At 62.2% G+C, this 15,894-nt stretch carries 15 protein-coding genes; 4 read left to right on the forward strand and 11 right to left on the reverse strand.

What is annotated here, in order from left to right; genetic code table 11:
- Window positions 1-107: 107 nt before the first annotated feature.
- Entirely contained in the window at window positions 108-1,013 is a 906-nt protein-coding gene (sdaAA, locus tag E5K00_RS20635) for an L-serine ammonia-lyase, iron-sulfur-dependent, subunit alpha (RefSeq protein ID WP_135465206.1), read from the reverse strand.
- A 105-nt stretch (window positions 1,014-1,118) separates the two neighbouring features.
- Here sdaAA and E5K00_RS20640 point away from each other — a divergent pair, with 105 nt between their 5' ends.
- The gene (locus E5K00_RS20640; protein WP_167856975.1) at window positions 1,119-1,601 is read left to right on the forward strand and encodes a hypothetical protein; all 483 of its coding nucleotides are present in this window, start codon (window positions 1,119-1,121) and stop codon (window positions 1,599-1,601) included.
- A 92-nt stretch (window positions 1,602-1,693) separates the two neighbouring features.
- Here E5K00_RS20640 and msrB read toward each other — a convergent pair whose 3' ends face one another.
- The gene (msrB, locus tag E5K00_RS20645) at window positions 1,694-2,152 is read right to left on the reverse strand and encodes a peptide-methionine (R)-S-oxide reductase MsrB (protein ID WP_135465208.1); all 459 of its coding nucleotides are present in this window, start codon (window positions 2,150-2,152) and stop codon (window positions 1,694-1,696) included.
- Between the two features lie 69 nt (window positions 2,153-2,221).
- Window positions 2,222-2,776 carry a hypothetical protein gene (locus E5K00_RS20650; protein WP_135465209.1) on the reverse strand — a complete coding sequence of 185 codons (555 nt, stop codon included), beginning with the start codon at window positions 2,774-2,776 and terminating at the stop codon, window positions 2,222-2,224.
- A 159-nt stretch (window positions 2,777-2,935) separates the two neighbouring features.
- On the opposite strand from E5K00_RS20650, the gene E5K00_RS20655 reads away from it, so the two are divergent.
- Complete coding sequence (locus tag E5K00_RS20655; RefSeq protein WP_135465210.1) at window positions 2,936-4,450, forward strand: NAD(P)H-hydrate dehydratase; 1,515 nt, start codon at window positions 2,936-2,938, stop codon at window positions 4,448-4,450.
- Window positions 4,451-4,662: 212 nt separating this feature from the next.
- Here E5K00_RS20655 and E5K00_RS20660 read toward each other — a convergent pair whose 3' ends face one another.
- From E5K00_RS20660 to pafA, 4 genes are all read right to left on the reverse strand, one after another.
- Complete coding sequence (locus E5K00_RS20660; protein WP_167856976.1) at window positions 4,663-5,592, reverse strand: UbiA prenyltransferase family protein; 930 nt, start codon at window positions 5,590-5,592, stop codon at window positions 4,663-4,665.
- Between the two features lie 33 nt (window positions 5,593-5,625).
- Window positions 5,626-5,835 (reverse strand): DUF6766 family protein, encoded by a 210-nt coding sequence (locus E5K00_RS20665; protein WP_135465212.1) that lies wholly within the window; start codon window positions 5,833-5,835, stop codon window positions 5,626-5,628.
- A gap of 117 nt (window positions 5,836-5,952) precedes the next feature.
- Complete coding sequence (locus tag E5K00_RS20670; RefSeq protein WP_135465213.1) at window positions 5,953-6,525, reverse strand: inorganic diphosphatase; 573 nt, start codon at window positions 6,523-6,525, stop codon at window positions 5,953-5,955.
- Between the two features lie 119 nt (window positions 6,526-6,644).
- Window positions 6,645-8,354, reverse strand: a complete 1,710-nt coding sequence (pafA, locus tag E5K00_RS20675) for an alkaline phosphatase PafA (RefSeq protein ID WP_135465214.1) — start codon at window positions 8,352-8,354, stop codon at window positions 6,645-6,647.
- Between the two features lie 292 nt (window positions 8,355-8,646).
- Here pafA and E5K00_RS20680 point away from each other — a divergent pair, with 292 nt between their 5' ends.
- A complete protein-coding gene (locus E5K00_RS20680; protein ID WP_167856977.1) occupies window positions 8,647-9,375 on the forward strand; it encodes an HAD family hydrolase in 729 nt (242 codons plus the stop codon).
- Between the two features lie 69 nt (window positions 9,376-9,444).
- On the opposite strand, the gene E5K00_RS20685 is transcribed toward E5K00_RS20680, so the two are convergent.
- Both E5K00_RS20685 and E5K00_RS20690 read right to left on the reverse strand, forming a co-directional pair.
- Complete coding sequence (locus tag E5K00_RS20685; protein WP_135465216.1) at window positions 9,445-11,199, reverse strand: FG-GAP-like repeat-containing protein; 1,755 nt, start codon at window positions 11,197-11,199, stop codon at window positions 9,445-9,447.
- A gap of 101 nt (window positions 11,200-11,300) precedes the next feature.
- Window positions 11,301-12,026 carry a DUF4386 domain-containing protein gene (locus E5K00_RS20690; protein ID WP_135465217.1) on the reverse strand — a complete coding sequence of 242 codons (726 nt, stop codon included), beginning with the start codon at window positions 12,024-12,026 and terminating at the stop codon, window positions 11,301-11,303.
- Between the two features lie 218 nt (window positions 12,027-12,244).
- Here E5K00_RS20690 and E5K00_RS20695 point away from each other — a divergent pair, with 218 nt between their 5' ends.
- Window positions 12,245-12,889 (forward strand): helix-turn-helix domain-containing protein, encoded by a 645-nt coding sequence (locus E5K00_RS20695; protein ID WP_135465218.1) that lies wholly within the window; start codon window positions 12,245-12,247, stop codon window positions 12,887-12,889.
- A 423-nt stretch (window positions 12,890-13,312) separates the two neighbouring features.
- Here the strand turns inward: E5K00_RS20695 and atpG are convergent, their stop codons facing one another.
- Together atpG and atpA are read right to left on the reverse strand one after the other, a co-directional pair.
- Window positions 13,313-14,206: an ATP synthase F1 subunit gamma gene (gene atpG, locus E5K00_RS20700; RefSeq protein WP_135465219.1), complete on the reverse strand. Its 894-nt coding sequence runs from the start codon at window positions 14,204-14,206 to the stop codon at window positions 13,313-13,315.
- A 101-nt stretch (window positions 14,207-14,307) separates the two neighbouring features.
- The gene (gene atpA / locus E5K00_RS20705; protein ID WP_135465220.1) at window positions 14,308-15,891 is read right to left on the reverse strand and encodes a F0F1 ATP synthase subunit alpha; all 1,584 of its coding nucleotides are present in this window, start codon (window positions 15,889-15,891) and stop codon (window positions 14,308-14,310) included.
- Between the last annotated feature and the right edge of the window lie 3 nt (window positions 15,892-15,894).

Consider the following 15,894-nt stretch of genomic DNA (forward strand, 5'->3'; position numbering starts at 1 on the left):
GCGTGCTGACGTTGCCAGAGTAATCTGATTACCACTGCACGCGAGATGTCTCACTGCGTTCGACATGACGGCCTGACGTGTTACGAGCCACTTTCTAAACAGCTTGATTACATCTGGTCTTCGTCGGGCAGAATGTTTACGTCCTGCACCAGCACCATCTTCTCGATTTCGCGGCCCCGGGGCGTGTTGGCCAGGCCGCCGAGGGCGGTTTCCTTGTAGCGCGTTTCCATGCTCTGCCCCACCTCGCCCAGCGCCGCCACGCACTGGTCGACAGGAATAACGGGGTTGACGCCGGCAATGGCAATCTGGGCCGAGGAGAAGGCAATGGCCGCCGCCGAGGCGTTGCGCACCACGCAGGGCACTTCCACCAGGCCGGCCACCGGGTCGCAGACCAGGCCCAGCATGCACTGAATGGTAATGGCCACGGCCGCAAACACCTCGTCGATGCTGCCGCCCAGGCAATACACGATGGCGCCCGAGCCCATAGCCGCCGCGCTGCCGGTTTCGGCCTGGCAGCCGCCCACGGCGCCGGCCAGGGAAGCATTCTGCTCGATAATGAGGGCAATGCCGGCGGCCACGAGCAGGCCCTCCAGAATCTTGTGGTCGTCGAGCTTGTGCAGATCCTGAATGGTGACCAGCACGCCGGGCAGAATACCGGAGGCCCCGGCCGTGGGCGCCGCCACCACCCGGCCCATGCAGGAGTTTACTTCCTTGGCGCCCAGGGCTCGGGTGATGAGCTGCTTGAACTCGGGGGACAGCACCGTGACGGGCGAGGCGGCAATTTTCTTGGCCCCGTTGTTTATCATGCCCGAGCGCGAGGTCATGTCCTCGGTCAGGCCGGTTTTCACCGCGTCGCGCATCACGTCGTAGGCCCGTTGCAGGCCGGGCCAGATATCGGCTTCGGCCCGCCCCTTCTGCTCGATTTCGTAGTCGAGCACGGGCTGGTAGAGCGCCTCGCCGGTGGCCTCGCAATGGGCCTGCCAGGAGGCAAAATCAGTGAATAAAAGCGACATGATGGGTGGGAGCTACGGGTGGGAAAGTAGTGCGTGTACGCAAACGGGAGGCGAAAATCGAACTTTTTTACGAGTCGCCTCGCCAATTAGTATCTACCTTTAACAATGCTTTATTTCTATTCGTCCGTTTTGCGCTCCACTATTTCCGCTCTTACCGTCAATGCCAGCCGCTGCCTGCTATTTCTGCTGCTCACAGGCTGCCAGGTCAACTCCACCCGCGTCAATGTCGAGGAAGACAAAAAAGCGGCCGAGCTGTTTGTCGATGCCTACCTGATAAACCAAAAGCAAGGCCACCAAGCCGCTATGATACAGGCGTATTCGAAGGAAGTCTGGACGGTAACACCCCAGGAAAAGATGCAGCAGCTGTTCCGGAAGCGCGGTGAAGTGCTGGGCCGCCTGCAACACGCGGTGCTGGCCGATTGGCAAAGCAAAGTGGTTACTGGCTCCAACCCCTCGAGTACGTTTCAGCTGCAGTATAAAAACCAGTATGAGAAAGGCGAGGCGCTGGAAACCTTCGGGCTGCGAACCGAGCACGACTCCCTAAAAATCATCAATTACAACATCCAGTCCGACGCCTTCCTGCGCTAAGCCCCGACCCGATTTTCCGCACCAAACCCCGGATCCAAGCCGTGCAGCACCGCTTGAGTCCGGGGTTTGGTGGGTAATTAGGGCCGTTTTACTTACGCCTGCTGCGGCTCGCCGACCAGCTTAATGGCGGCCGAGTTGATGCACAGGCGCAGGCCGCTGGGCGGCGGGCCGTCGGGAAAAACGTGGCCCTGGTGGGCGTCGCAGACGTTGCAGAGCACTTCCACGCGGGTCATGCCGTAGCTGGTGTCTTTCTTGTAGCGGATGGCGTTTTCCTGCACCGGCTGGGTGAAGCTCGGCCAGCCCGTGCCGCTTTCGAACTTGGTGCGCGAGTCGTAGAGCGGGGTGCCGCAGCACACGCAGGCGTAGAGGCCCGCCTCGTGGGCTTCGCAGTATTCGCCGGTGAAGGCCCGCTCGGTGCCGTGCTGCCGCGTGACGTGGTACTGCTCGGCGGTGAGCTGCTGCTTCCACTCGGCATCGGTCTTTTCTACGCGCCGGTCGGGCGCCGGGCTGCCGTGGTTGGCCAGCCGGATAACATCATTCCAGGTTTGCATATCTAGGTTGGGGGTGAAATTCAGAGAAACTACCTTTTGCCAAACGCGGCGAGTGGGCGGGAAGTTTTGCTACTCGTCAATTCCCCAACTCCATAGCACGCATTCATCCCAGCCTCCCCCGGGCTTGCGCCGGTAGAGTAGCAGCGAACGGGATTCGCCCGTTACCCAGCCGCTGTACTGCCAAACAACAACCCGGTTATAATCGGCGCTAAACAACGGCAGCGTAAAGGCACAATAGGACTGCTGCCGGTCGCGGCGCCGGGTGCGGTGGATGGTCCTGAAAGTCGGCCACCGGGGCAGCATCCGCCGGCGGTAGGCAGCCTCCATCTGCCGCAAGTCGGCGAGGCTAAACGCAGCCGGGCAGTGCAGCCGGCGCCATGTTTCCCGGAAACCAGACCGTTGAGCCGGCGCGTAAATTGTCGTGTCGGCCGAGTGCAGAATAAATAGTCGATACTTGAAAACCCGGCTGGTATCACTGCCCGTTGCGTATTTGTAGGCCATGCTGCTGTCACCAGGAAACAAGGCGGTAAGGCCGTTTTGGTCAGCGACGGGCCAGTAAACAGGCTTTTCATACAGGCGCCGAATAGTGGTTTTCTGCCTTACGCTGGTCAGCTTCCAGCGCATGAAGTTGATAGTGGCCGTATCGTAGGAGGCTGTGGGCGCGGGCTGGGCCGTGGCTCGCAGGCTTACCAATAGAAGCACAAATACATAAAAACGCATACTCTATACTTGCCGGTGTTTTCTCGAAGATGCCACAACACGGAAGAATCCACATTACCCGCCATGAAAATCCTTACCGCCGCCCAAACCCGCCAGGCCGACCAGGCCACGCTACGGGAACAGAACATTTCGTCGGCCACCCTGATGGAGCGCGCCGCCGCGGCCTTCACCCAGTGGCTGATGGCCCGCCAGAGCCCGGCCGAAGCGGGGGAAGTGCTGGTGTTCTGCGGCCCCGGCAACAACGGCGGCGACGGGCTGGTGGCGGCGCGCCTGCTGCACGGGGCCGGCTACGCGGTGCGCGTGTTCGAGCTGCCCGCCGACCGGTATTCCGCCGACTTCGAAGCCAACCGGCAGCGGCTGCCGGCGCCGGTGCCCATCAGCACCGTGCGGGCCGATGCGCTTCCCGCCGTGCCACCCGCCGCCCTGGTCATCGACGCGCTGTTTGGCACGGGTTTGTCGCGCCCCTTGTCGGGGCTGGCGGCGGCGCTGGTGCAGCATCTGAATCAGGCCGGGGCCCGCATCGTGGCCGTGGATATGCCCTCGGGCCTGCTGGCCGACGCGCCCCAGCCGCCCGACTCGCCCATCATCCGGGCCCGGCACACGGTTAGCTTCGAGCTGCCCAAGCTGGCGTTTCTGCTGCCCCAGAACGCGCCCTACGTCGGTCAGTGGCACACGGTGCCCATTGGGTTGAGCCGCGAGTTTCAGGCGGCGGCCGACGGCAACCGGTACTTCGTGGATGCCACGCTGCTGGCCGGGCGCCTGCCCCGGCGGGCCAAGTTCGGCCACAAGGGCACCTACGGGCACGCCCTGCTGCTGGCCGGCAGCCGGGGCAAAATCGGGGCGGCGCTGCTGGCCGCCCAGGCCTGCCTGCGCAGCGGCGTGGGGCTGCTCACGGTGCGCACCCCGGCCGTGGGCTACGACATTCTGCAAACCGCGGCCCCCGAAGCTATGGCCCTCCCCGACTCCAGCCCCGACTACCTCAGCGAGCTGCCCGACCTGAAATCCTACTCGGCCATTGGCATTGGTCCCGGTTTAGATAAGGCCGACAGCGCCCGGCAGGTGCTGGAAAAGCTGCTGCGCGCGGCTACCGTACCGCTGGTCGTTGATGCCGACGCGCTGAACATGCTGGGCGCTAACCCCGAGCTGCTGGCCCTGCTGCCCCCCGATTCTATCCTGACGCCCCACCCCAAGGAGTTTGAGCGCCTGGCCGGCCCGGCCCGCGACGACTACCACCGCCTGGACCTACTGCAAGAATTTTGCCGCGCCCACCAGTGCTACACCGTGCTGAAAGGGGCCTACACCTGCCTGGGCACGCCCGATGGAGCCCTGTACTTCAACAGCACCGGCAACCCCGGCATGGCCACCGGCGGCAGCGGCGACGTGCTGACGGGCGTGCTCACCGCCCTGCGCGCCCAGCATCTATCGGCCCTCGACGCGGCCCTGCTGGGCATCTATGCCCACGGCCGCGCCGGCGACCTGGCCGCCCAGCACACGGGCGAGGCCGGCCTCGTTGCCGGCGACCTGACCCGGTTTCTGGGCCCGGCCCTACAGGAGCTGACTACCGCCGAAGCATTCTGACTAATTTCTCCGGTCAGCGTCGGGCTGTAGAGACGCAATATTTTGCGTCTCGTCGTTGAACGACCGGAACCGCGCCTTCTCGTAGCGGAAAACTACCAGTCGTCACCGTGCAACGACGAGAACCGCGCCTTCTCGTAGCGGAAAACTACCAGTCGTCACCGTGCAACGACGAGACGCAAAATATTGCGTCTCTACTACCCTAACAAACTGCTCTACGTGGCCCAGTACACGGCCAGAAACTGCACCACCATGATGCCGTCGGCCAGCAGGGCGAAGTAGTAATCGGGGCGGGTTTCGTCGGCAAACCAGATGATGAACCCGGTCAGCACCGTGGGCAGGGTCAGGACGAGCAGGTGGGTGGCGCTGAGGCCCGGCGGGATGAGCAGCGCCGATACGGCCAGGCTGAGCAGGGCTATGGCTTTGGCGGCCCGAATCCCGAAAATGCCCGGAAACGTGCGCGTGCCGCTGAGCAGGTCCTTGGTGTAGTCACGAATATCGAACACGAAGGCCAGGGCCAGGATAAAGAAGAAGCGGCGGCTGAAGAGCACCATCACGACCGGGGCCATCAGGGCTTTGCCCAGATACAAGGCCGGCACCCACACGGTAATGGCCGCCCAGACGTAGGCAATCAGGAATACCTTGAGCAGGGGTAGGTCGCGCAGGGCCCGCCAGTGCCCGCGCAGCTTCAGAATGGGAAAGGAATATAGCAGGGAAATAGCGGCCAAATGCCCCAGAAACAAGGTCAGGTGGCGCCAGCCGTCGAGCCAGAACAGCAGCGCGGCCACGGCCAACGAGCCCAGGGCCAGCAGAAACAGCTCCCGCCGGTGCTGAATCATCCAGAGCTTGCGCCCGGACAATACCGCCTGCTGCCGGAACTTGTAGGGCAGCACGCTGTCGATGTTGTAGAGAAACAGCGTGGCCGTGAAAATCAGGGTGGCCAGCCGAAAGGGAATGTGCACGCGCCAGAACAGGAACGTGGCCCAGGTGAGACTGGTAGCGGCGGCGGCGACCAGCACGCTGCTGTACAGCGTGGCATCGAGGCAGCGCTTCAGGCCGGCAGAAAAGGCAGGAACGGCGGCCGCTGGTTTGTCGCTGACTTGGCGCATGGCTCCGGGCGTCTGGGAGTAAGAATCAAAAAGCAAGAACGCCCCGCCGCAAAGATAGGGTTCCGGCCGCTACCGGCCGGTTTCGGCGTGGCGGGCATCCACCGGCTTCGACTCGGGCGAGCCTTGCTGCCGCAGAAAGATGGAAAGCCCCACGATGGACACGATGGAGAGAAACTCGCTTTGCCAGTTCTGGAACGACTGAAACCAGAACCGGGACGTGGCCAGAAACTCCCGGAGCGAAACGGCACCTTTCCCTTGCTGATGCTCAATATTATACATTATACACGTCCAGGCCACCCTGGGCGTGCAGCCACAGCCGGGCAACAGGCCCATAACGTAAAATCCCCGCCAACCGGGCCGGTCAGCGGGGAATCTACCTATTGGCAGTCGAATGGACTACAGCTCCACGCCGGTCGACTTTTTCACGCCCGAGGCGTCGAAGGTCTCGTTGTAGAGCTTGATGCTGTCCTCGATGATGCGGTAGGCATCTTCGCGGCCCATGAAACGCTCTACCGTTACCTGCTTGTGTTCCAGGGCTTTGTAGTCCTCGAAGAAGCGGCGCATTTCCAGCAGGGTGTGCGGGGGCAGGTCGGCAATGTCGTTGTAGTGGTTCACGGAAATGTCGTTGGCGGCCACGGCAATGATTTTGTCGTCTTCCTCGTCGCCGTCAATCATCTGCATCACCCCGATTACCTTGGCATCGACCAGGCACATGGGCACGATGTCGACCGAGCAGATAACCAGAATGTCGAGCGGGTCTTTGTCGTCGCAGTAAGTCTGCGGGATGAAGCCGTAGGCGGCGGGGTAGTGCACGGCCGAGAACAGCACCCGGTCCAGCTTGAGCATGCCGCTGTCCTTGTCCAGCTCGTACTTGCCTTTCGAGCCTTTGGGAATTTCAATGATACCGTTCACGACGGCGGGGGCGTTTTCGCCGCGCTCCACGTCGTGCCAAGGGTTAAAATGAGCCATTGTTGGGTTGTTTGAATTGGTTTTTGGTTTTCGGTTTTCAGTTTTTGGCCTTCAAGAATCGGGGTTCAGACAAAAGACGTGTCTGTTCCAAAAACCAAAAACCAACAACGAAAAACCGGCTATTTAAGAACTTCGAGCAGGGGCGTGCCGGTGCAGCCGTTGGGCTCCTGAATGTGCAGCAGGCGGGCCATCGTCGCCGCAATATCCGTGATTTTGGCCGATACGCTCGACTCGCCGCGCTTCACGTGCCAGCCCCAGAACAGCAGCGGCACGTGGGTGTCGTAGTTGTTCAGCGAGCCGTGGGTGGTGCCTTTATTGACCGGGTAGGAGTACGATTCGAGCCAGCCCGGCTCCAGCACCACCATCACGTCGCCGCTGCGCTTGGGGAAGTAGCCGTTTTCCAGGTACATCAGCATGCCGCTTTCCCAGTGCGACTTCTGCAAGTCGTCGGCCGTGAGGGCGCGGGTCACGCCCGCCAGCGTGGTGGCAATGTCCACCACTTCGTCCTGCACCTTGCGCAGGTCGAGCTGCTTCTGGGCAATGAGGGGGCGGTTGAGGTACACCTGCTGGTTTTCGTAGCTCAGCACCCAGTTGCCGGCCCCGTGGCGGCGCACCAGCGCCTGCTGAATCGAGTCGCGCATCAGGCGCGGCCCCACCGAGCCGGCGGGCAGGTGGTGCTCCAGCATAAAGTTCGGCGACTGGGCCGCGGCGTGGTCGGCCGAGAGGAACACCAGCATCTGGCCCTTGCCCACGTTTTTGTCGAGGTAGGTCAGCAGGCGGGCAATTTCCCGGTCGAGGCGCAGGTAGGTGTCCTCGGTTTCGATGGCCGTGGTGCCGAACTGGTGCCCCACGTAGTCGGTCGAGGAAAAGCTCAGGGCCAGGAAGTCGGTTTGGCCGCGCTGGCCCAGCTGCTCGGCGCGCACGGCTTCGAGGGCAAAGTCCAGGGTGAGAGAGTTGCCGAAGGGCGTGGAGCGAATCAGATCCAGGTTGCGGGGCGTGGCCACCGGGGCCTTCTCCCCTTCGGCCTTCAGCGCGCCCTGCACGGCCTTGGGGGCCAGGGCGCTCAGCTTGGGCAAATCGTGCGGAAACACGGGCTTGTCTTCGCCCCGGAACGCCGACTCCCAGGCCACGTCGTCGGGGGAGCTTTCGGTGTATTGGCCGATGGGCAGCAGGGTTTCCCAGGGCTGGTCGAGGTACTGGGCGGCCCGCTGCTGGCTGTTGAACTGCGTGACCCAGGCGGGCAGCGCGTTCTGGTAGAAGGTGCTGCTAATGAAAGCCCCGTTGGTGCCGTCGTACCAGTAGGCGGCGTTGGCCGCGTGCCCGGCCGGCAGGATCGAGCCCCGGTCTTTGATGCAGACGCCAATTACCTTGCTCTGGAAGTTGGTGGCCAGGCGCAGCTCGTCGGTGATGGTGGTGGTCAGCATGTGGCGCGGCGACATCTGCCCCGCCTCCAGGGAGCCGCCCACCGGCTGCACTGTTTTATCCTCGGTGACGTAGGTGCCCTTGCCGGTTTCGCGCTCAAACCAGTTGTTGCCCACGATGCCGTGCATGGAGGGCGTGGTGCCGGTATAGATGCTGGCGTGGCCGGGCCCGGTGTAGGTCGGCACGTAGTTGTAGTGCGTGTTCTCGAAGCTGAACCCTTCGCCCAGCAGGCGGCGGAAACCATCGGTGCCGTACTTGTTCCAGTAGCGGTACAGGTAGTCGTAGCGCATCTGGTCGACGACGATGCCCACCACCAGCTTGGGCCGCTCCAGCGGCTTGGCTTTTTTCTGGGCAAAAGCGGGCACTGCCAGGGCAGCGGCCCACAATAGGAACAGGCTCTTTTTCAAATCAGTAACGCGGTTAGGCCGCTGCCGGCCCGGCTTTTACGCACCGGATAGCCAACAGCGGCCGCAAAGGTAACAGCCAGCGCCCGGAATCATGGTGCCGCCGGCCAAAATAGCCGCGCCGCCGTAGTTTGTAGTTGCTTTTACAGCACGTCAGGCAGAGGCGCAGCCGAAGCATCTGGCGGGCAATGCGAATGTAATGGCAGCACAACGTCAGCCGAGCGAGCTGCTTCATCCCTGGCTTGAGGCGCCACCTGCTCGGCATGAGGTTCAATGTTATTTTCCCCCACCAACTATGCCCTCCTCCCCTCTGCCCTACGCCCTCATCTTCGACATGGACGGCGTGCTGATCGACAACACGCCCTACCAGGCCAAAGCCTTTCAGCTGCTCTTCCGCGACCTGGGCCTGACCACCAACGCCCGCCAGCTGCTCAAGCGCCTGAACGGCATGCCGGCCACCAACATTCTGAAGACGGTGTTCACCGGCCCCGTCCCGAAAAAGCAGCTCGAAGAGTATGCCGCCCAGCGCGAGTTTCTCTACCGGGTGCTCTACTGGGATAAGCGCCGCCAAACGCCCGGCCTCTCGGTATTTCTGCGGGCCGCCCGCGCCGCCGGGTTCCGGCTGGGCCTGGGCACGGGCTCGGCCCCCGAAACCATCGGCTACATCATCGACCACCTCGACCTGCGCCAGTACTTCGATGTGGTGGTGGGCAAGGACGACGTGGACAAGGGCAAGCCCCACGCCGATACCTTCACGGCAGCGGCCCACAAGCTGGGCGTACCGCCCGAGCGGTGCGTGGTGTTCGAGGATGCCGTTCTGGGCGAGCAGGCCGCTTACAAAGCGCGCATGCGCTGCATTGCCGTGCTTTCCTCCCTCAAAGCCCGCGACTTCCAAGCCCCGCTACGGGTCATTAAAGACTTCACGGAAATTACCCCGGAGCAGGTGCGCGAGCTGCTGGCGCAACACTCACCCGTGCCCAAGCCGAGCAAGGAAAGGGCGAAGCGCAACTACATGAAGCTCTGAAACGCAGCCGGGCCGCTGGTAGCGGGGTGTCGGCTCGTGCGGCGGTTTTTGGTTCCGGCTGTGTTGCCCCTATTGAATGACCAGCCGCCCGGCCGCCGCACCGGCCTGCACGGTGTACACGCCCGCCGACAAACCGCTCAAGGGCAGCAGCACTTCCGTTTCGGTTGCGGCCATGGCTACCACGCGCAGGCGCTGGCCCATGGCATTCAGTACCGCAACCTCCCGCGTGCCCCGGGCCACCCGCAGTCGGGCTTCACCCTGGGCGGGGTTGGGATACACCGCGAGCCGCGGCGCGTGGGTGGGCTTGGCGGTGGGCAGCAAGGGGCCGGTGCCATCGTTGAAAAAGACCCCGAGGCCTACTCCCGTCACTGATGTGAATGCCAACGTGACACAGTCCAGGTCCCCGTCCCCGTCCAGGTCGCCGGTCGACAGGGTGTAGATACTACCCGTCACCTTTCTGGTGACGTTGGTGGTGAACCGTCCCTGGCCGTTGTTGAAATAGGTGCTGATGGCGCTGGACGTGCCATCTTGCCCGTATTGGGTCAGAATATCGAGGTCACCGTCCCCATCCAGGTCACTTAATCCCAAACAGGCCGTTCCCTGCGAGTAGATCCGCTGGCCACTGCTGAAATTTCCTTGCCCATCGTTCAGGAAGATATCGACTGACTCCCCCTGCTTATTTCTGATTATCACGTCCAGGTCGCCGTCGCCGTCCAGGTCGCCCATTTTAATGTCACGGGTGCTCCACACGCCGGTGCCACCGGCAATGATGCTAATGCTCCCGGTACCCGAAAACTGCCCGGTACCGTCGTTTTTACGCACGCTCAGGGTATTGCTGTCATAGTCAGCGCTAAGCAAGTCCACATCCCCATCATTATCGATGTCGGCTACTGCCAGGCCGTTGCATGGTTTTGCTACCGTTACTTCCGTATTGCCACCGAATACCCCCGCGCCGTTATTCAAACGGATGCTCACCCGGCCGGTACCACCGGCATAGCTGCCGGCCGTCGCCACGACCAGATCCAAGTCCCCATCGGCATCCACGTCGGCAGCAGCCAGAGCGGTAGGCCGGGCCTGCACGGTCACAATCCCATTGGCGGCTATTGTCGGGGCCGCAAAGGCGCCATTGCCGTCGTTCAGCCGCACAGTGACCGTTGTGCTCTGCTGATTCGGCAGGAGGCTCTCGGAGTTAACGGCCAGCATATCTACATCTCCGTCACTATCAACATCAGCCAGGATGACGCTAATTGGCTTATACCCTACTTCAGCAACCGTGGCGTTCGTTACTGGAAAGCCACCGCGGCCATCGTTCTTTCTTACAACTACCCGTGTTTCGCTACTAGGGGTCACCACGTCCAGGTCCCCGTCGCCATCCAGGTCGGCAACGGCCATCTCAAATACGGTAGCCAGAGATGCCGCATTGAACTCGTTGCCGCTCGGAAACATCCCCGTTCCGCCCACAGCGGCCGCCCGGAACTGAAACACCTGAGGCGTAGCCAGCGCCGTGCCAGTGCTGCTTTGCGCGGCGGTTGTGATGGTGGCGGATATCAGCTCGCCCGGCATAAAGCCGGAGAGGGGGTTAAATACGAGGGTATTGCCTGTCACCAGGGCTTGGCCGGGCAGCCGCCCGTGCCGCTGGCTACCGAACACCCGCACCGCGCCGGTACTGGCCGCACTCAAGGGCTGCGAAAAAGTCACGTTCAGGTCGGCTGACATAGGGGCCGGGGCATTGCGGGCAGGTAGCAGGCCGGTGATGGCGAAGCTTTGAGAAAAGCCCGGGCAGGAGACCAGCAAACCAACAACCAGTAGTAAGGATGTTTTCACGGGTAGAAGATGAAATAGTTGAGCTGGACCAAGCGTAATAATGTAGTACGTAAGGTAGTGAGTAGCTGACAGACCGCCGCTGGTTGCTGGTGCGGATAACGTCAGGCAGCCTCGCCCGCCCGGGCCTGCCACTGGGCGCGGTCCACACCCTTTATCAGCAGCCACAGGGCCATCGACAGCTCGCCGAGCAGGCAGGGCAGCAATATGCCCGGCAGCAGCTTCTGGGCCAGGGCCGGGGCAAACAGCGCCGCCGTGCACGCCACCAGGTAGCACCCGCCCGCTACCTGCATCAGCACGCCCAACAGCCGGGGAAAGTAGCCCGACCGGAACAGCAGGTAGCCGTTCAGCACGCAGGTAAAGCCAAAGAACACCAGCGCAACGTTGAAGGAAATATCGTGGAGCCGTAGCGCCAGGCTGGCCAGCGCGGTCAGCTGCGGGGCGCTAAAAGCGGCCTGGTAGCCGGCGTTGCTTAGCAGGGGCTCAACCACCAGCATAAATACTTTGCTGACGGCCTCCACCGCCAACGACGCCAGATTCAGGATCAGGGCCAGCAGCACCAGGCGCGGGCTCACGGGCCGTAACAGCAGGTACTCAATCCAGAGCAGGGGCAGCGCGCACAGCACCACCAGCACGTTGGCCGCTACCCCGACGCGCCACAGCAGCGGTGCGGCCAAGATGTTACGGGCAGTAGCTGCCGCATCGGCCCCCACCAGCTTGCTCATCACCAAGCCTTCGGCAAACAGCCCGCACAGGATGATGACCAGATACAGCGCGCCGCCTAAGCGGGCATAGGGCAGCGGGGAAAATTTTAGAACGCGCGAGTCCATAAGCAGAAGGTTGAGGGGAAAGGTAACTAAACACTTTTGTATACGTGTAGGGTAAAATCATATAAGAGTATACCAACGAGGGTATACCTATAGACGAAAGAAGTGGTATTCGTATACCTGCTGAAGTATACAGTAATTGAAACTACTACTTCTTTGTATACCATACTATTCTGCTCCTAAAAAGCCTCACATAGCCCCTAGACTACTTTTTCACGCGCATGTCAACCTTTTCCACCGATTCGGAAGTCAACATCATAACGGCCGTGCGGGCCCATTTCGGGCTTTCGGTGCGCCAATTGGCCAGCTACTTGGGCGTGTCGGCCGGCTTTGTAAGCCACCTCGAAACCGGCCGCAAAGGCTTGCCGGCGGCCCTGGCCCCGCGCCTGACCGTGCTCAGCCGCCTGCTGCCTCCGCCCCTGGGCCAGGGCCCGCCGGCACCGCCCGAGCCCCCCGAGTCGGCCATCTACGACACGCTGGCGCCCCTGCCCGCCCCCGACGCGCTGCTGGCGGCCACCGAGCTGAGCGGCGCTACTACGCCCGCCCCCGAGCCCCTGCGCCAGCGGCTGCGCGACGCCCGCCAGCAGCTGCTGCAGTATGGGCAGCGCCTGGCCCAGCAACAAAGCCGCGCCGTGCTGCTGGCCCGCCGCCGCCGGGGCGTAGCCCAGCTCCAGACGGCCCCCTTCCCCACCGAGCCCGCCGAAACGGCCCGCTACGCCCGTTGGCTGGGCGAGCTGGCCACCGACCTGGCCCGCGACGAGCCCGACCCCACCCAGGCTGCCGCCGACCGTCTGCTGCTGGCCGCCCGCGTGGCCGCCCTGCGGGCCGAGGTAGCCCTGCTGGCCGAACTGAGTTCGGGGAGCTAAGCGGTGGGGACCGGAAGCCGAAAGAAACGTCGTTCCGGGCCTTCTGCGCTTCGGGCGGAGCCCAGGAAATCTCGCGGGCTGAGGCCGGAGTACTAATCAGACGTCGAAGCTGAAGCACGAAGGCAGCCCGGGTTTCTGTTCGGCGGGCATCATCCTCACCCCGACCCTCTCCTGAGGAGAGGGAGCCTGACGACATTGTTCTACGCAGCTACGTCAGCTTGCGCCTCCGCAACTGCTACTGAAGTATGGAGCTGGTAGAAACACGAAAGTTGCAGCTGAGATGCTGCGGCTTTCGTCCGTACGCGCCATCAGGCTTCCTCTCCTCGGGAGAGGGTCGGGGTGAGGCACACGACCGGGCCAGCCACGAAAAAAGGCCCGCCTCCTTCCGGAAGCGGGCCTTTTATAGATTCTTTCAGCGTTTCCTTAGCCGCGGCTGGCCGCCAGGGCTTCGGCCCCACCCACGATTTCGAGAATCTCGGTGGTAATGGCCGCCTGACGCGTACGGTTGTAAGTCAGCTTGAGCGACTTGAGCAGCTCACCGGCGTTGTCGGTAGCCTTGTCCATGGCCGTCATACGGGCGCCGTGCTCCGAAGCGTTGCTTTCCAGTACGGCCTTATAGAGCTGCACCTTCAGCGACTGCGGAATCAGGGTCTGCACGATTTCCTCTTTCGAGGGCTCGAAGATGTAGTCCACGTTCGAGGTAGCGGCGGCAGCGGCGGGAGCCTCAGCGGCTACCAGTGGCAGCAGCTGCTCAGCCCGCACGATTTGCGTCGCCACGTTCTTGAACTCGTTGTAGACCATCGTCACCTCGTCGAACTGCCCCGTGCGGAAGCCTTCCATCGCCTGCTCGGCCGCCACGCGCACCGTATCAAACGACAGTTGACCGAATACGTGGTTGTAGTTACCCAGCACCGGGCCGCGCTTCGTGAAGTACTCGTGGGCCCGCTTGCCGATGGCCAGCACCGTGATGTTGCCGGCCGCCGCCTGCGCAGCGTAACGCTCCGCAATCAGGGCATTCACCCCCTTGAAGATGTTGCTGTTGAAGGCGCCTGCCAGACCGCGGTCCGACGTAATGGCGATGATCAGCACGCGGCGCACTTCGCGCTGCACGCCGTACTCGCTCACCACGTCGTCACCGGCCAGGCTGGTGAGGTTGCTCAGAATGCTGTTGAGCCGCTGGGCGTAGGGGCGCATGCGCAGGATGTTATCCTGCGCCCGCCGCAGCTTGGCCGCCGCCACCATTTTCATGGCTTTGGTGATCTGCTGCGTGCTTTGCACCGATACAATGCGGTTGCGGACTTCTTTTAAGCTAGCCATTCGGTTGTTGATTGTTGATTGTTAGTTGCTGATTGTTGATTGTTGAACGAACCGGCTTATGGCACGGAATATTTAACAATCAACAACCAGCAATCAATCAATTACTTAGAAGCGTATACCGCCGACAGGTCTTTGGCTACCTGACGGATGGCGTTGGTAATGTTGTCGTCCAACTTACCAGCCTTCAGGGCCTTCAGCTCCTCGGGGTGGCGCGACTGCATCACCTGACGGAACTCGGTTTCGAACTCCCGCACCTTGTTGACGGGCACTTGGTCGAGCAGGCCGTTGGTAGCGGCATAGATGATGGCCACCTGATCTTCCACCTTGACGGGCGAGAACTGGGGCTGCTTCAGGATTTCCAGGTTACGACGGCCCCGCTCAATCGTGAGCTTGGTCGAGGCGTCGAGGTCGGAGCCGAACTTGGCGAAGGCTTCCAGCTCGCGGAACTGAGCCTGGTCGAGCTTCAGCGTACCGGCTACCTTCTTCATCGACTTGATCTGGGCGTTACCACCTACGCGCGATACCGAGATACCCACGTTAATGGCGGGACGCACACCCGAGTTGAAGAGGTTGGTTTCGAGGAAGATCTGGCCGTCCGTAATCGAAATTACGTTGGTCGGGATATAGGCCGAAACGTCGCCCGCCTGGGTCTCGATGATGGGCAGAGCCGTCAGCGAGCCACCACCTTTCACCAGGTGACGGATGCTTTCGGGCAAGTCGTTCATGTCGGCGGCAATAACGTCCGAAGCGTTGATCTTCGCGGCGCGCTCCAACAGGCGGCTGTGCAGGTAGAATACGTCGCCGGGGTAGGCTTCACGTCCGGGAGGACGACGCAGCAGCAGCGACACTTCGCGGTACGCAACAGCCTGCTTCGACAAGTCGTCGTAGACCACCAGGGCCGGACGGCCCGTGTCGCGGAAGAACTCGCCGATGGCGGCACCGGTGAAGGGCGCGAAGAACTGCATCGGAGCCGGGTCGGAAGCCGAAGCGGCTACTACCACGGTGTAGTCCATGGCGCCACCGCGCTGCAGGGCGTTTACTACCTGGGCTACGGTCGAAGCCTTCTGACCTACGGCCACGTAGATGCAGAAAACCGGCTCCCCACGCTCAAAGAACTCGCGCTGGTTCAGGATGGCATCAAGCGCAACCGTCGACTTACCCGTCTGACGGTCGCCGATGATGAGCTCCCGCTGACCCCGGCCAATTGGAATCATGGCGTCGATAGCCTTGATACCGGTCTGCATGGGCTCGTTTACGGGCTGACGGTAGATTACACCGGGAGCCTTACGCTCCAGGGGCATATCGTAGGTTTCGCCGGCAATCGGGCCGCGGCCGTCGATGGGCTGACCGAGCGTGTTTACTACCCGGCCGATGATACCGTCGCCAACCTGGATAGAAGCAATCTTATTGGTCCGCTTTACGGTAGCCCCTTCCCGAATTTCGCTGTAGTCGCCGAGCATTACGGCCCCTACGTTGTCTTCTTCCAGGTTGAGAACCAGCGCTTGCAGGCCGTTTTCAAATTCAATCAATTCCCCCGACTGGGCATTGCCCAGCCCGTAGATGCGGGCTACACCGTCGCCAACCTGCAGAACCGTACCAACCTCTTCGAGTTCGGCTTCGGTTTTGAAGTTCGACAACTGTTCCCGCAGAATGGCGGATACTTCATCCGGACGCACGTCTGCCATGTT

Source organism: Hymenobacter aquaticus (assembly GCF_004765605.1).
GTDB lineage: Bacteria > Bacteroidota > Bacteroidia > Cytophagales > Hymenobacteraceae > Hymenobacter > Hymenobacter aquaticus.

Coding starts and splice junctions, on each gene's coding strand:
- sdaAA (WP_135465206.1), bottom strand. CDS start 1,013: ATGTCGCTTTTATTCACTGATTTTGCCTCCTGGCAGGCCCATTGCGAG.
- E5K00_RS20640 (WP_167856975.1), top strand. CDS start 1,119: ATGCTTTATTTCTATTCGTCCGTTTTGCGCTCCACTATTTCCGCTCTT.
- msrB (WP_135465208.1), bottom strand. CDS start 2,152: ATGCAAACCTGGAATGATGTTATCCGGCTGGCCAACCACGGCAGCCCG.
- E5K00_RS20650 (WP_135465209.1), bottom strand. CDS start 2,776: ATGCGCTGGAAGCTGACCAGCGTAAGGCAGAAAACCACTATTCGGCGC.
- E5K00_RS20655 (WP_135465210.1), top strand. CDS start 2,936: ATGAAAATCCTTACCGCCGCCCAAACCCGCCAGGCCGACCAGGCCACG.
- E5K00_RS20665 (WP_135465212.1), bottom strand. CDS start 5,835: ATGTATAATATTGAGCATCAGCAAGGGAAAGGTGCCGTTTCGCTCCGG.
- E5K00_RS20670 (WP_135465213.1), bottom strand. CDS start 6,525: ATGGCTCATTTTAACCCTTGGCACGACGTGGAGCGCGGCGAAAACGCC.
- E5K00_RS20680 (WP_167856977.1), top strand. CDS start 8,647: ATGCCCTCCTCCCCTCTGCCCTACGCCCTCATCTTCGACATGGACGGC.
- E5K00_RS20690 (WP_135465217.1), bottom strand. CDS start 12,026: ATGGACTCGCGCGTTCTAAAATTTTCCCCGCTGCCCTATGCCCGCTTA.
- E5K00_RS20695 (WP_135465218.1), top strand. CDS start 12,245: ATGTCAACCTTTTCCACCGATTCGGAAGTCAACATCATAACGGCCGTG.
- atpG (WP_135465219.1), bottom strand. CDS start 14,206: ATGGCTAGCTTAAAAGAAGTCCGCAACCGCATTGTATCGGTGCAAAGC.
- atpA (WP_135465220.1), bottom strand. CDS start 15,891: ATGGCAGACGTGCGTCCGGATGAAGTATCCGCCATTCTGCGGGAACAG.